This is a genomic window from Sphingopyxis sp. GW821-FHT12C06 (assembly GCF_058807415.1).
The window spans coordinates 311715-326405 of record NZ_JBXAQR010000003.1; the positions used below are offsets into that span (position 1 = coordinate 311715).

The following is a 14691-nucleotide window of genomic DNA, read 5'->3' on the forward strand; positions in this document are numbered from 1 at the left end:
GCTATGGCCCCGCCGCGGATCGAGAAAATCATCACCGCGCTTGATGTCGGGTCGTGGAAGGTCTGCGCGCTGATTGCGGGACAGACCGCCGATGGCCAGCTCCATGTCCTCGGTACCGGCCAGCGCGAAAGCCGCGGGGTCCAGCGCGGCTATGTTGCCGACATGGAACAGACCGAGCATATCGTGCGCGAGGCGATCGAACAGGCCGAACGTATCGCCGGGCTCAACATCGACGATGTCTGGGTCAGCTTTTCGGCGGGCAGCCTGATGAGCGACGTTGCGCCGATCGAAAGCGAACTCGGCGGACACCGGATCGAACAGGAAGATGTCGACGATCTGCTCGCCGCAGGCCGCGCCGGGATCGACCCCGAAGGGCGGATGATCCTCCACGCCCAGCCCGCGCTCTATACGCTCGACGGGCTGACCGGGGTGAGGAACCCCATCGGCCTCCACGCCGACCGGCTCGGCGTTGATATCCATATCATCATGGCCGACGGCGCACCGGTGCGGAACCTTGAGGCGGCGGTGCGACAGGCGCATCTCGACGTCAACGCGGTCGTCGCCTCGCCGATCGCGGCGGGACTTTCCTGCCTGTCCGACGAGGAGCGCGACCTTGGCGTCGCGCTGGTCGAGCTTGGCGCAGCGGTCACCACCGTGTCGCTCTATGCTGGCGGCATGCTCGTCGAAATGGTGTCGCTGCCCTTTGGCGCGACCGACATCACCGACGATATCGCCTCGGCCTTCGGCATTCGCCGCAGTCAGGCACAACGGCTTCAGAGCTTCTATGGCTCGGCCTCGGCGTCCCCGCGCGACAATAACGAGATCATCGAACTCGATCCCGGCGCGCCCGCGGGCAGCGATGCGCCGCGCATCACGCGTGCGCAACTGGTGTCGGTGATCCGCCAGCGGCTCGATGCGATGATGGGGGAGATTGGCCGGACGCTGAAGGACCTGCATTTCGTCGGCCCCATCGGGCGTCAGGTGGTCCTCGTCGGTGGCGGCGCGGACCTCAAAGGCATCGCCGATTACACTCAGAGCGCGCTCGGGCGTGCCGCTCGCGTCGGGCGACCGCGCGGCTTGCACGGCCTGCCCGATGCACACAGCGGACCGGCTTTCGCAACGCTCGCGGGTCTGGTTCTCTATGCCGCGTCGGACCCCGTCGACCTGCGCGATCTGCCCACGATGTCGCAAGACGTCTATCGGCCGAAGGGCAGTTCGATCCTGCATCGCCTTATGGCGGCACTGAAAAGTAGTTTTTGAAGGCAGAGCACGTGAAAAGGTTAATTTTTTGGGTGATTCCCGTTTCACAATAGTGCAATGCGGTAACAGATAGTCGGGTGGTCGGACCGCCGCTCAGACAGGGTTGCATAGTGAGGAAGCGGTAATGGTTGGCCGCTGCAGGGAGACTGATTGATGAGCATCAATATTGGCCCGCCGCAGGTCGATGAGCTGAAGCCGCGCATCGCGGTGATCGGCGTCGGCGGCGCTGGGGGCAATGCCATCGCAAACATGATTGCCGCGCGGGTTGAGGGTGTCGATTTCATCGTCGCCAACACCGACGCGCAGGCGCTGAACGCTTCGCCCGCCGAACGGCGCATCCAGCTGGGGACGCAGATCACCCAGGGGCTGGGTGCCGGTTCGCGGCCCGAAGTCGGGCGCGCGGCGGCCGAAGAAAGCATCGCGCAGGTCGAAGAGGCGCTGAACGGCGCGCATATGTGCTTCGTCGCAGCCGGCATGGGCGGCGGCACCGGCACCGGTGCGGCTCCGGTCATCGCCAAGGCGGCACGCGACCGCGGCATTCTGACCGTCGGCGTCGTGACCAAGCCCTTCACTTTCGAAGGTCAGCGCCGCATGCGTTCGGCGGACTCGGGCATCGCCGAGCTGCAGGAACATGTCGACACGCTGATCGTCATTCCCAACCAGAATCTGTTCCTTGTCGCCAACCCGAACACGACCTTCAAAGAAGCCTTCACCATGGCCGATGAAGTGTTGCAGCAGGGCGTGCGCGGCATCACCGACCTGATGGTCATGCCGGGCCTGATCAACCTCGACTTTGCCGACGTGCGCAGCGTGATGCGCGAAATGGGCAAGGCGATGATGGGCACCGGCGAAGCCGAAGGCGACGGCCGTGCACTCGAAGCCGCGCAAAAGGCGATTGCCAACCCGTTGCTCGATGGCGTTTCGATGGCGGGCGCCAAGGGCGTGATCGTCTCGATCGTCGGCGGCGAAGACATGCGCCTGATGGAAGTCGACGAAGCCGCGAACCATATTCGCGAGCTGGTCGATCCAGACGCCAACATCATCTGGGGCAGCGCGTTCAACGAATCGCTTCAGGGCAAGATCCGCGTGTCGGTCGTCGCGACCGGTATCGACAACAATGGCGAAGCGGCAGCTCCCGCCGCACCCGCGACACGCAGCTTCTCCTTCGCTCCGGCGCGCGCTGCAACGCCCGCTCCGGTCGTCGAAGAGGCGATCCAGCCGGCCGTTGAAGAAGTGCCGGTTGCCGAAGCGGCTCCGGCTCCGATCAACGAACCGGCACCGGGCTTCTCGCTCGGCGGTCATGCCGAGCCCGAAGCCCCGGCGGCTCCGGTCGAGGAAGAACCGATGGTCTTGTCGCAGGTTGCTGCAACCTATGACGATCTGGCCGGTGAATTGGTGCTCGGTGAACCCGCAGCTCCGGTGCCCAGCTATCAGCCGGCTCCGGTTGAGGAAGCTCCGGCTCGCGCGGCGAGCGGTGGTACTCTGTTCGAGCGCATGTCGCGCCTGTCGCGCGGATCGACCGCACCCGACAGCGATGAAGGTGGCAAGGAAGACGGGGTTGATATTCCGCGTTTCCTGAATCGCCAGAACAACCAGTAACAGGGCCAATTCCAAGGCCATTGCTCCGGGCAAGGGCAGGCCGAAATTCGGGATGATCTGACTTGCCCCAGCGGCGATTGAAATCAACGGGCGGGCCGGGACGCGCGCAGCGATATGCTGCCGCGCTCGGTGCGCTGTTCCTGTCGTCGGCCGTGCTGTCGCCGGTCCATGCGATGCAGACGCCATCGCCCGACGCTGCCACCAGGGCAGCGATGGACAAGCGCACCGCGGCGCGGAGTCTGTTGTCGTCCGCGCTTGCGCGCATTGCGGCGAACAGCAGCGACGTGTCGGCGCTGCGCGATGCCGGCCGGGCGTCGATCGAGCTGGATGACTATCGCGCCGCGCTCGGCTTTCTGCTCCGCGCCGAACAGGCAGCGCCGCGCGACGGCACGGTCAAGGCCGCGCTGGGTTCGGCGATGGTCCATATGGAAAACCCGACCCGGGCGCTCGACTATTTCGGCGAGGCGCAGCTGCTTGGCGCGCCCGAGCGGACATTCCTGTCCGACCGCGGGCTGGCGCGCGACCTGCTGGGCCAGCAGGACACGGCGCAACGCGATTATCAGCTCGCGCTGTCGATGGCGCCCAACGACGAAACCACGCGCCGCTACGCGCTGTCGCTGGGGATCAGCGGCGACGCCGATCGAGCGGTGCAGATGCTAACCCCGCAATTGCGCGCGCAAGATCGTGGCGCGTGGCGACTGCGCGCGATGATCCTCGCGATGAATGGCCGCGACAAAGAGGCGACCGAGATCGTCAATGCGACGATGCCGGCGGCGCTCGCGCAGAATATCATGCCCTATCTGACTCAGCTTGATCGGCTGAACCCCGCGCAACAGGCTGCGGCCGCGCATTTCGGTCGTTTCCCCGAAGGAAATCTGGGGCCGAAGCGCAAACCGGTACAGATCGCGGCGGCGGCTCCGCCGCCCCCGCCGGCGGTGGCGACACCGGGTAAGCGCCCCTCTGCACGCGACGCGCGCAGGCTCGCGGCATCGGCCACTCCGGCTCCCACGCGTGCCAAGCCCGATCCGGTCGTCGCGGCTGCCAGATCGACGCCATCGCAGCCCGCTCCGGGTTGGGCGGTCGAAACGAAGCCGCAGCCTGCGCCTGCGCGCGCGACCCCGCCGAGTGCTACCCTGCCGGCTCCATCGCAACCCGCTCCGGGATGGGCCGTCGAAGCGAAGCCGCAGCCGCAGCCGCAGCCGCAGCCGGCTCCTGCGCCGGGATGGGCGGTTGAAGCGAAACCGCCGACGACCATCCCCGCGCCAGCAGTCTCCGGCGGCCAGCTTGCCGTTGCCTCGCCGCTTCAACCGGCCCGGTCCGCGAATAGCCCGGCGCTGGAAGCGGCGACACTGGCTCAGGCACCCGTTGCTGCATTCGCACCGCCACCGGCAGCCGCGACGCCGGGTGCGATCGGCGTCGCCATGAACCAGAATATGGGGGCGATCGGGCCGGGCTATTCCATCGCGGATACGGGGTCTCCCCCCGCTGCCGCGTCGATCCCAGCCGCTACGCCAGTGCCTGTATTCACGGCTGCCGCACCGCTCGCTTCCTTGGCCGACATTGTCGGTTCGATCGAAATCCCGGCGGAGGAATTGAGCCGCCCCGACAATGCGATCGGCGCCGCGACGCTCGCCAAATTGCTCGACGACAAGCGCCGCGCCGAAATTGCCGAAACGGCTAAGCGTGAAAAGGAAGCCGCCGCAGCCAAGGCCAAGGCGGAAGCCGACGCCGAGGCGAGGGCTCAAGCCGCCAAGGCGAAGGCTGAAGCTGCGGAGAAAAAGGCCAGCCCCGCGCGCATCTGGGTGCAGATTGCCGCGGGCGCCAATGCGCGCGCGCTCGCCACCGACTATGGCAAGTTTGCCAAGAAGAGCCCCGATTTGTTCAAGGGCAAGTCGGGCGGAATCGTCGAATGGGGCAAGATCCGTCGTCTGCTCGTTGGTCCGTTCAAGGATCGCAAGGCGGCACAGGATTGGCTTGCGAACTATAAAAAGGCCGGCGGCGATGGCCTCCCGTTCAACAGCGAGGCGGGCCAGTCCGTCGATCCCGTCAAGTGAGTGTGGCGAAGTGCGCCAGCGACCCCGCGCAAAGCCGCGGGCGTCGCTATGAGGAACTCGGCCGCGTGGTGCGGGGGCCGCGCGATGACTTCCAGCGCGACCGCGACCGCATCATCCATTCGATCGCCTTTCGCCGCCTGCGCCACAAGACGCAGGTGTTTGTTGCTCCGGATGGCGATCATTATCGCGTCCGCCTGACCCACAGCATCGAGGTTGCGCAGGTCGGTCGCGGTATCGCGCGCGCGCTGGGGCTGAACGAGGATCTGACCGAGGCGCTTTGCCTCGCGCACGACATCGGTCATCCGCCCTTCGGCCATGCCGGCGAGGATGCGCTCAAGGCCGCGATGGCGGCGCATGGCGGCTTCGATCACAATGGCCATACGCTGCGCACATTGGCCTTGCTCGAATGTCCCTATCCGCGTTTCGACGGGCTCAACCTGACGTGGGAAACGCTCGAAGGGCTCGCCAAGCATAATGGCCCGGTGAAGAATCCCGGCTGGGCACTCACCGGGATCGACGCGGACTTTCCACTCGACCTGACGAGCCACGCCAGCCTCGAGGCGCAGATTGCCGCGGTCGCTGACGATATCGCCTATGACAATCACGACATCGACGACGGCCTGCGCGCCGGGCTGCTCTGCATCGACCAGTTGATGGAACAGTCGTTCGTCGCCGCCAATTTCCGCGCTGTCGAGGGCCGCTTTCCCGGTGCACCGCGCGATCGTTTGCTGCGCGAACTTGTTCGCGACCAGATCGGCGTGATGGTCAATGACGTGATCGCCGCGACACAGGCGAATGTCGCTGCGGCTGGCGTCCAAAGCGTCGGGGAGGTCCGCGCGGCTGGACGGACGCTCGGTGGCTTCTCGTCTGAACTTGCCGAGCGCGAGCGTGACCTCAAACGCTTTATGTACGCCAATCTCTATCACCACCCCGAACAGATCGCTGCCGCCGAGGGAGCGAACGACATCGTCGGTCGGCTGTTCGCTGCCTATGCCGACGACCCACGCCTGATGGGTGCCGATTGGGCGGGGCGTATGCCCGAAGAAACATGCGCGACAATACGCCATATCGGTGACTATATTGCCGGCATGACCGATCGCTTTGCCATCGACCGTTATGCCGATATCTTCGGCCGCGATGCCGTGCCAGCGGCGCTGGCGCATGTCTGACGCGCTCATTGTCGGCGCGACCGGGCTGGTCGGGCGGGCGGTGGTCGGCAGTTTCGGCGCGCGCAAGCTGACGATCCTCGCGCGGCGTGAGGTTGCGGGACAGTCGGCGCTCGTCGCGCCGCCCGAACGCTGGAGCGATCTCATCGCCGCCGAGCGCCCCGGGGTCCTCATTTCCTGCCTCGGTACGACGATCCGGCAGGCGGGATCGCAAGCTGCCTTTCGTGCCGTCGACCACGACCTGATCATGGCGGCGGCCCGCGGCGCCCGCGCTGGTGGCGCGCCGCATATGATCGTGGTGAGCTCGGTCGGCGCGTCGGCCAACAGCCGCAACTTCTATCTCCGCATCAAGGGCGAGACCGAGGAGGAACTGCGCGCGCTCGGCTTCGACCGGCTCGACATCTTGCGCCCCGGCCTGCTCACCGGTGACCGCGAAGGCCCGGCGCGGCTGGGGGAGGGGATAGCGATGGTCGCGGCCCCGCTCGCCGACATGCTGATGCACGGATCGCTGCGCCGTTACCGCTCGATTTCCGCCGCCACCGTCGCAAAAGCGATCGTCGCGCTGGCGGCCGGGCGCGGAACGGGCACATTTGTGCATGAAAATGACGCTATGCAGCGGCTCGCCGATTGACTCTGCAAAAGCGCAGCGCCAAGGCTCGGGCGTTCGTTGGATCTCCGCAAGGGATTCGACCAACTGCGCGGGAGAGCGTGGATGCCGGGTAACTGGCGATCCACCACCGAAGGAGCAACCGCCCCGGAAACTCTCAGGTCAGCAGGACCGCGCGGTTGGACTGAACACTCTGGAAAGCGTTCCGGCTCATCCCGGAACCACCGAAGGGGTAACTCCATAATTTGTGGAGGAAAACTCTCAGGTTCCCGTGACAGAGGGGGCATGGCGACAGGGCGGCATCTTGCCGCGTCTTGCCGTGCCAGTAACGGGAGTGCGATATGCGCGAAGATGAAGAAGTTGCGACCGAAATAGCGCCGGAAACCGCGACGCTGCCGCTCGACGCCTGGCACCGTGCCAAGGACGCGCGGATGGTCGAATTCGCCGGCTACTGGATGCCGATCCAGTATGAAGGCATCATGGCCGAACATATGTGGGTGCGCGAACATGCGGGCCTGTTCGACGTCAGTCATATGGGCCAGATCAGCCTGTCGGGCGACGGCGCCGCCGAAGCCCTCGAAACCCTCGTCCCCGGTGATATTTCTGCGCTCAAGCCCGGCCGCATGCGCTATTCGCTGCTGCTTGCCGAGGATGGCGGCATTCTCGACGATCTGATGGTCACCAACGAGGGCGACCAGATCGGCATCGTCGTCAACGGCGCGGTGAAGTGGGAAGATATCGGATATCTGCGCGAAAACCTCCCCGACGACATCACCCTCAACCACAATGAGGACTATGGCCTGCTCGCGCTGCAAGGGCCGAAGGCCGTCGCGGCGCTGTCGCGACTGGTTCCCGAAGCTGCAGACCTCGTGTTTATGCAGGCCGCCAAGGCGACGTGGAACGGCCACGCCATCGCGTTCAGCCGTTCTGGCTATACCGGCGAGGATGGTTTTGAAATCTCGCTGCCGAATGAAGCGCTCGCCGATTTCGCCGATGCGCTGTGCGCGATGGAAGAGGTGAAGCCGATCGGCCTCGGCGCGCGCGATTCGCTGCGTCTTGAAGCCGGTCTGCCGCTTTATGGCCACGACCTCGACGAGGGCATTGACCCCATCGAGGGCGATCTGGCCTTCGCCATCTCGAAGCGTCGCCGTGAAGAGGGCGGATTTCCGGGTGCCGCGCGCATCCTTGGCCACCTCGCCGACGGCAGCCCGCGCAAGCGCGTCGGCCTTTTGATCGACGGCAAGATGCCCGTCCGCGAAGGCGCCAAGCTGTTCGACGGCAACACTGAAATCGGCGTCGTGACCTCGGGCGGCTTTGCCCCCAGCGTCGGCGCGCCGATCGCTATGGGCTATGTTCCGCGCGGTCACGCCGCGCCAGGCACCGCGATCGCCGCCGAAGTGCGCGGCAAGCGGGTGCCGGTGACGGTCGCCGCGACGCCCTTTGTTCCCCACAATTATGTCCGCAAACAGGGAGGTTGATCGATGCCGCGTTATTATACCGAAGAGCATGAATGGCTTGATGTCGATGGCGATATCGCAACGGTTGGTATCACCGACTTTGCTCAGGGCCAGCTTGGCGACATCGTGTTCGTGGAGGTTCCCGACACCGGCGCTGAACTGACCGCCGGCGGCGACGCCGCGGTGGTTGAATCGGTGAAGGCGGCAAGCGACGTCTACGCGCCCGTCGACGGCACCGTGACCGAAGGCAATGGCCAGCTCGAGGAAGACCCCGCGCTCGTCAATTCGGATCCCGAAGGCGAAGGCTGGTTCTTCCGCATGACGCTGAGCGACAAGAGTCAGCTCGACGCGCTGATGAACGCCGCGGCGTACAAGGCCTTCTGCGACGATCTTTGATGCTTCTCCCCTCCCGCATGCGGGAGGGGGCCGCGTTCAACTTTGCGGCGAAGCCCACCCCCAGCCCCTCCCGCAAGCGGGAGGGGGGAGACAGTGAAATGCGTTACCTCCCGCTCACCCCCGATGATCGCACGGCGATGCTCGCCACCATCGGCGCGGCGTCGATCGACGATCTGTTCGCCGACGTTCCCGCCGAAGCACAGTTCGATGGCCCGATCGCCGGCCTGCCGATGCACGCCAGCGAGCTTGCGGTCGAACGCCATATGGGGGCGCTGGCGCGCCGCAACCGCGCGGCGGGTGACGGGCCTTTCTTCCTCGGTGCGGGCGCCTATCGCCACCATGTGCCGGCGAGCGTCGATCATCTGATCCAGCGCGGCGAGTTTCTGACCGCCTACACGCCCTATCAGCCCGAAATCGCGCAGGGCACACTGCAGATGCTGTTTGAGTTCCAGTCGCAGGTCGCGCGCCTGCTTGGCACCGACGTCGCCAATGCGTCGATGTACGACGGTTCGACCGCCTGCTGGGAAGCGATCGTCATGGCGCGGCGCATCACCAAGCGCGACAAGGCGCTGCTCTCGACCGGGCTCCATCCGCATTATCGCAGCGTCGCGCGGACGATGGCCAAATATACCGGCGACGTGCTGGTCGATGGCGATCCGACGCTCGAAGCCGGCACTGACTGGGCCGCGCTCGCCTCCGCAGTGGGCAAGGACACAAGCTGCGTCGTCGTTCAATATCCCGACATTCTCGGCCGCATTGACGACATGACCGCGCTCGCCGCCGCCTGTCAGGCTGCTGGTGCGCTGCTGATCGCCGTCGTCACCGAACCCGTCGCTTTGGGTCTGATCAAGGCGCCCGGCGAAATGGGCGCCGATATCGTGGTGGGCGAAGGGCAGTCGCTCGGCGTCGGGCTCCAGTTCGGCGGGCCTTATGTTGGCCTGTTCGCGTGCAAGACCAAATATGTCCGCCAGATGCCCGGCCGCCTGTGCGGTGAGACGGTCGATGCCAATGGCAAGCGCGGTTTCGTGCTCACGCTTTCGACCCGCGAACAGCATATCCGCCGCGAAAAGGCGACGAGCAATATCTGCACCAACTCGGGGCTTTGCGCGCTGGCGTTCAGCATCCACATGACCTTGCTCGGCGAAGCCGGGCTGCGCCAGCTCGCGGCGATCAACCATGGCCGTGCCAAGGCGGCCGCAGCCGAACTGGCGAAGGTTCCGGGCGTGTCTGTCCTCAACACCGGCTTCTTCAACGAGTTCACCTTGTTGCTTCCGACCGAGGCGCGGCCGGTGATCCACAAGCTTGCTGAACGCGACATATTGGGCGGCGTGTCGCTCGGCCGCCTCTATCCCGACAATCATGATCTGGCGAACGGCCTCGTCGTCGCGGTGACCGAGACCGTCACCGAGGCGGACATCACCGCCTTTGCCGCTGCCCTGAAGGAGGTGCTGGCATGACCGCACTTAACCCCGCCGGCTGGCGCCCTGAAATGACCGTCGCCGGCGGCGCCGACGACAATGTGACTTTCACCGGCAACCGCGCGTTGATGCTCGAAGAGGCGCTGATCTTCGAAATCGGCTCGACCGAGACGACCGGCGTTGATTTCGACGAAGCGGCTCCCGCTTTCGACATGGGCGCGCTCGCGCGCACCGCGCCGATCGGCCTGCCGGGCCTCGCCGAATCCGAAACGGTGCGCCATTACACGCGTCTGTCGCGGCAGAATTACGCGATCGACCTCGGCCTCTTTCCGCTCGGAAGCTGCACGATGAAGCATAATCCGCGGCTGAACGAGAAAGTCGCACGCATGCCCGGCTTTGCCGACGCGCACCCGTTGCAGCCGCAGGAAACGGTGCAGGGCGCCTATGCGGTGATCCACGAGCTTGCCGAATGGCTCATCACGCTGACTGGCATGCACAGTGTCGCGATGTCGCCGAAGGCCGGCGCGCACGGTGAGCTGTGCGGCATCCTCTGCATCAAGGCTGCATTGGAAGCACGCGGCGAAGACCGCCGCGTCATTCTCGTTCCCGAGAGCGCGCACGGTACCAACCCCGCGACCGCAGCCTTTGCGGGCTTCACGGTCGAGGATATTCCGGCGACCGCCGAAGGCCGCGTCGATCTGGCGGCGCTGAAGGCGCGGCTCGGTCCCGATGTCGCGGGCGTGATGGTCACCAACCCCAACACTTGCGGCCTGTTCGAGCGCGACATGAAGGCGATTTCGGACGCGGTCCATGCCGTGGGCGGCTATGTCTATTGCGATGGCGCCAATTTCAACGCGATTGTCGGCCGGGTGCGTCCCGGCGACCTCGGCGTCGATGCGATGCACATCAACCTGCACAAGACCTTCTCGACCCCGCACGGCGGCGGCGGCCCTGGTTCGGGTCCGGTCGTGCTGTCGGCGGCGCTCGCGCCCTTCGCGCCCTTGCCCTTCGTCACCAGGCAGGCCGACGGCGGCTTCCGGCTGATCGAGGAAGAAAATGCGGGCGAGGACCATCCGCAGACCTTCGGGCGGATGACGGCTTTCCACGGCCAGATGGGGATGTTCACCCGCGCGCTGACCTATATCCTCAGCCACGGCGCCGACGGGCTCAAGCAGGTCGCCGAGGATGCGGTTCTGAACGCGAACTATATGCTGCGCAGCCTCGAAGATGTGCTCGACGCACCCTTTGCGGCATCGGGGCCGTGCATGCATGAGGCGCTGTTTAGCGACAAGGGGCTCGCCGAGGGCTTCTCGACGCTCGACGTCGCCAAGGGGCTGATCGACGAGGGCTACCACCCGATGACGGTCTATTTCCCGCTCGTCGTCCATGGCGCGATGCTCGTCGAGCCGACCGAGACCGAGAGCAAGGCGGCGCTCGACCAGTTCATCGGCGCGTTGCGCAGCATTGCGCTGCGCGCGAAAAACGGCGATCCGATGCTCAAATCGGCGCCGCATTTTGCGCCGCGCGCGCGCCTCGACGAGACGCTGGCGGCCCGTAAGCCCGTGCTGGCCTGGGAAGGCTGATGACCGACACCCCGCCGCCCGGTCCGGACGATATGCCCCGGACCGGGCGCGGCTGGGGATGCGTCGGCGTGGTAGCGCTATTCGTTTTCACCGCAATCATCGGCTGGCTGCTCGCGATCCTGCTCTATGGGCTGGTGGTCGAGCAGTGGGCGATGATCCGCGTCCGGCGCGAGTTCAGTTCTGACTGGGTCTTTCTTTATGCGCCGCTGTTCGCCATGGGCTGCGGAGCCGTGATCGCGCTTTGGGCGTCGCGGCGCGCGTCGGCGGCACGGCTGACATTGTTGATCCTGCTCGCCGGCACCGCGGCGCTGATCGGCGGGGTCGCGCTGTTTGGGCTGGGCGGGTTGATCTGAAAAGGGGCGGGGCATGAGCTGGGAAACAATATTTTCGCTAACCAATGGCTGGGCGCTGGTCAGTTGGCTTGCGCTCGCCGCGGCACCGCGCAATCCCAAGATCCTCGCGCTGATCCTTTACCTCGGCGTCATGCTGCTCTGCCTGGCCTATGCGATTATGTTCGGCGGGTTTTTCTTTGGCGGCTGGGGGCCGAGCAAGGCCCCCGACCTCACCACGCTGGCGGGTGTGATGGCGCTGTTCGACAGCAAGGGCGGCGCGGTAATCGGCTGGACCCATTATCTGGCGTTCGACCTGTTCATCGGCATGTGGATCGCGCGCGATGCCGACCAAAAGGGTTTCAGCCGCATCGTGCAGCTTCCCTTCCTGTTCCTGACCCTGATGGTCGGCCCCATCGGCCTGTTTGCGTGGTTGATCGTCCGCGACCGCCGTTCGCGCGCGCAGACCAAGGCGGCGGCGAAGGCAAAGTGACCCCGCAGCCGTGGATGCCCGGCGACGGCGAACGCGCCGTCAAACGCCACGCCCCTGCAACGCTACGCAACCGCGATGCTATCGCCGCCGTCCTCGCGGACTGGTTACCTGCGACTGGAACGGTGCTGGAGGTCGCGAGCGGATCGGGTGAACATATCGTCCATTTTGCCGCTGAATTTCCGCAACTGAACTGGCAGCCGAGCGATCCCGACCCTGCCGGGCTGACCTCGATCGCCGCATGGTGCGCCGACGCGGGGCTTGCCAACATCGCACCGCCGCTCGCGCTTGACGCGGCCGCTGATGCTTGGCCCGTCGAGCAAAGCGATGCGATTCTGTGCATCAACATGGTCCATATCAGCCCGTGGGCGGCGACGCTGGGGCTGTTCGCGGGTGCATCGCGGTTGCTCGCGCCCGCCGCGCCGCTGATCCTCTATGGGCCATATACCGAGCCCGGCGTACCGACGGCGGAAAGCAATGTCGCGTTCGACGCCAGCCTGCGCGGCCGCGACCCGGCGTGGGGTCTGCGCGATACCGACGACGTCAAAGCCGCTGCCGCCGATGCCGGTTTCGCCTTCGCCGGACGCTGCGCGATGCCCGCGAACAATTTGATGCTGCTGTTCCGCCGCACCTGACGTTGCTGACAGGATTGTTGATCGCCGCTTTACGTCGCGCGCCCAGCCGCTAGCCTTCGCCTCAACGCATGAAAAATGCGATTCGAGGAGAGAGAATGCCATGCCCCGCGACGTTACGGAGCTTTTCACCTTTGACGAATTTCTTACCCATTGGGCGGGTGAGCGGCCCGGCCGCCTCGCGATGCGCGAAGAGGATCGCGTCTTCACCTATGGCGAACTCGATGACCGGACCGCGAAGGTGGCGACGGCGCTACTCGCCGCAGGGCTTAAGAAGGGCGACCGCATCGCGTGGATCGGCAAGAACAGCGATCTCTATTTTACGCTTTTCTTCGGCGCAGCGCGCGCGGGCATCGTGATGGCGCCGATCGGCTGGCGCCTGTCGCCCACCGAATGGGCGTATATCGTCAATGATACGCAGGCGAAGATGGTCTTTGCCGGGCCAGGGTTCGATACGCTGGCCGAGCAGCTTGCCGGAAAGCTGGACCATAATCCAGCGATCGTCGGCGCCGCCGAGGCGCGTGCGATGATCGATGCGACCGTACGCGCACCGTTCGAACCGTCGGGAACCGACGAGGCGGTGCTTCAACTCTACACATCGGGCACCACCGGCAACCCCAAGGGCGCGGTGCTGTCGAACCGCAATCTGTTCGCGCTGCGCAAACATTCGAACGAACTCGACCTGCCCTATACCAAATGGGAGGATGACGAGGCGGTGCTGGTCGCGATGCCGTGCGCGCATATCGGCGGCACAGGGCTGGGCATCATGGCGCTCGGCGCCGGTCTTCCGGGCATTATCCTCGCCGAATTCAACCCCGACGGGGTGTTCGACGCGGTCGAGCATCATGGCGTGACGCGTTTCTTCATCGTACCCGCGGCGCTCCACATGCTGCTGCTCCACCCGCGCTGCGCCAGCGTCGATTTCAGTCGGCTCAAATATATCCTCTATGGCGCCGCGCCGATCCCGCTCGAACTGCTGCGCCAGTGCATCAAGATGTTCGGTGCGCAGTTCATTCAGGCCTATGGGATGACCGAAACGACCGGCACGATCTGCATGCTGCCGCCCGAGGATCATGATCCCGAGGGCAATGCGCGGATGCGCTCGGCCGGGAAACCGCTTCCCGGCGTCGAGATCCGCATTCTCGGCCCCGACGGTGAACAAGTCGCGACGGGGGAGGTTGGCGAGATCGTCACGCGATCGTCGAATAATATGATAGGTTACTGGAACCTGCCCGATGCGACCGCGAACACGATGACCGCCGACGGCTGGATCCACACCGGCGACGCGGGTTATCTCGACGCCGACGGCTATTTGTTCATCCACGACCGGATGAAGGACATGATCATCTCGGGCGGCGAGAATATCTATCCGGCCGAGGTCGAAAGCGCGATCTTCGGCCACCCTGCGGTGCAGGAAGTCGCGGTCATCGGTATTCCCGATGAGAAATGGGGCGAGACGGTCAAGGCAGTCTGCGTTCCGAAGCCCGGCATGAGCGTCGACGAAGCCGACATCATCGCCTGGGCGCGCGAACGCATCGCGCCGTTCAAATGCCCGCGTAGCATCGACGTGATCGAGGCGCTGCCGCGCAACGCGAGCGGCAAAATTTTGCGCAAGGATCTGCGCGCGCCCTATTGGGCGGGGTATGAGCGGATGGTGAATTGAGAGGCGCGCGACGGCTTTGACCCATAATATGGCGATG

At 65.4% G+C, this 14691-nt stretch carries 13 protein-coding genes and 2 riboswitches; all 13 genes read left to right on the top strand.

What is annotated here, in order from left to right:
* Nucleotides 1-3: 3 nt before the first annotated feature.
* Entirely contained in the window at nucleotides 4-1260 is a 1257-nt protein-coding gene (gene ftsA, locus AC1RRJ_RS10440; protein WP_493122331.1) for a cell division protein FtsA, read from the top strand.
* Nucleotides 1261-1413: 153 nt separating this feature from the next.
* Nucleotides 1414-2859, top strand: a complete 1446-nt coding sequence (gene ftsZ / locus AC1RRJ_RS10445; RefSeq protein WP_493122334.1) for a cell division protein FtsZ — start codon at nucleotides 1414-1416, stop codon at nucleotides 2857-2859.
* A gap of 77 nt (nucleotides 2860-2936) precedes the next feature.
* Nucleotides 2937-4913: a tetratricopeptide repeat protein gene (locus tag AC1RRJ_RS10450; protein WP_493122336.1), complete on the top strand. Its 1977-nt coding sequence runs from the start codon at nucleotides 2937-2939 to the stop codon at nucleotides 4911-4913.
* Entirely contained in the window at nucleotides 4910-6082 is a 1173-nt protein-coding gene (locus AC1RRJ_RS10455) for a deoxyguanosinetriphosphate triphosphohydrolase (protein WP_493122339.1), read from the top strand. The genes AC1RRJ_RS10450 and AC1RRJ_RS10455 overlap by 4 nt, the downstream gene beginning before the upstream one ends.
* Nucleotides 6075-6710: a Rossmann-fold NAD(P)-binding domain-containing protein gene (locus AC1RRJ_RS10460; protein WP_493122341.1), complete on the top strand. Its 636-nt coding sequence runs from the start codon at nucleotides 6075-6077 to the stop codon at nucleotides 6708-6710. Before AC1RRJ_RS10455 ends, AC1RRJ_RS10460 begins: the two co-directional genes overlap by 8 nt.
* Nucleotides 6711-6768: 58 nt before the next feature.
* A riboswitch (glycine riboswitch) is annotated at nucleotides 6769-6870 on the top strand.
* Nucleotides 6871-6974, top strand: a riboswitch (glycine riboswitch). It begins immediately after the preceding riboswitch.
* Nucleotides 6975-7027: 53 nt separating this feature from the next.
* Complete coding sequence (gcvT, locus tag AC1RRJ_RS10465) at nucleotides 7028-8164, top strand: glycine cleavage system aminomethyltransferase GcvT (RefSeq protein ID WP_493122343.1); 1137 nt, start codon at nucleotides 7028-7030, stop codon at nucleotides 8162-8164.
* Between the two features lie 3 nt (nucleotides 8165-8167).
* Nucleotides 8168-8539, top strand: a complete 372-nt coding sequence (gcvH, locus tag AC1RRJ_RS10470; RefSeq protein ID WP_493122345.1) for a glycine cleavage system protein GcvH — start codon at nucleotides 8168-8170, stop codon at nucleotides 8537-8539.
* A 98-nt stretch (nucleotides 8540-8637) separates the two neighbouring features.
* Nucleotides 8638-9996, top strand: coding sequence for an aminomethyl-transferring glycine dehydrogenase subunit GcvPA (gcvPA, locus tag AC1RRJ_RS10475; RefSeq protein WP_493122347.1), 1359 nt, complete (start codon nucleotides 8638-8640; stop codon nucleotides 9994-9996).
* A complete protein-coding gene (gcvPB, locus tag AC1RRJ_RS10480; protein WP_493122349.1) occupies nucleotides 9993-11540 on the top strand; it encodes an aminomethyl-transferring glycine dehydrogenase subunit GcvPB in 1548 nt (515 codons plus the stop codon). The genes gcvPA and gcvPB overlap by 4 nt, the downstream gene beginning before the upstream one ends.
* Entirely contained in the window at nucleotides 11540-11893 is a 354-nt protein-coding gene (locus AC1RRJ_RS10485) for a hypothetical protein (protein ID WP_493122351.1), read from the top strand. Before gcvPB ends, AC1RRJ_RS10485 begins: the two co-directional genes overlap by 1 nt.
* A gap of 13 nt (nucleotides 11894-11906) precedes the next feature.
* Complete coding sequence (locus AC1RRJ_RS10490; protein ID WP_493122353.1) at nucleotides 11907-12362, top strand: ABA4-like family protein; 456 nt, start codon at nucleotides 11907-11909, stop codon at nucleotides 12360-12362.
* A gap of 14 nt (nucleotides 12363-12376) precedes the next feature.
* Entirely contained in the window at nucleotides 12377-12994 is a 618-nt protein-coding gene (locus AC1RRJ_RS10495) for a DUF938 domain-containing protein (protein WP_493123036.1), read from the top strand.
* Nucleotides 12995-13094: 100 nt separating this feature from the next.
* The gene (locus AC1RRJ_RS10500; protein ID WP_493122355.1) at nucleotides 13095-14654 is read left to right on the top strand and encodes a fatty acid--CoA ligase; all 1560 of its coding nucleotides are present in this window, start codon (nucleotides 13095-13097) and stop codon (nucleotides 14652-14654) included.
* The last annotated feature ends 37 nt before the right edge of the window (nucleotides 14655-14691 follow it).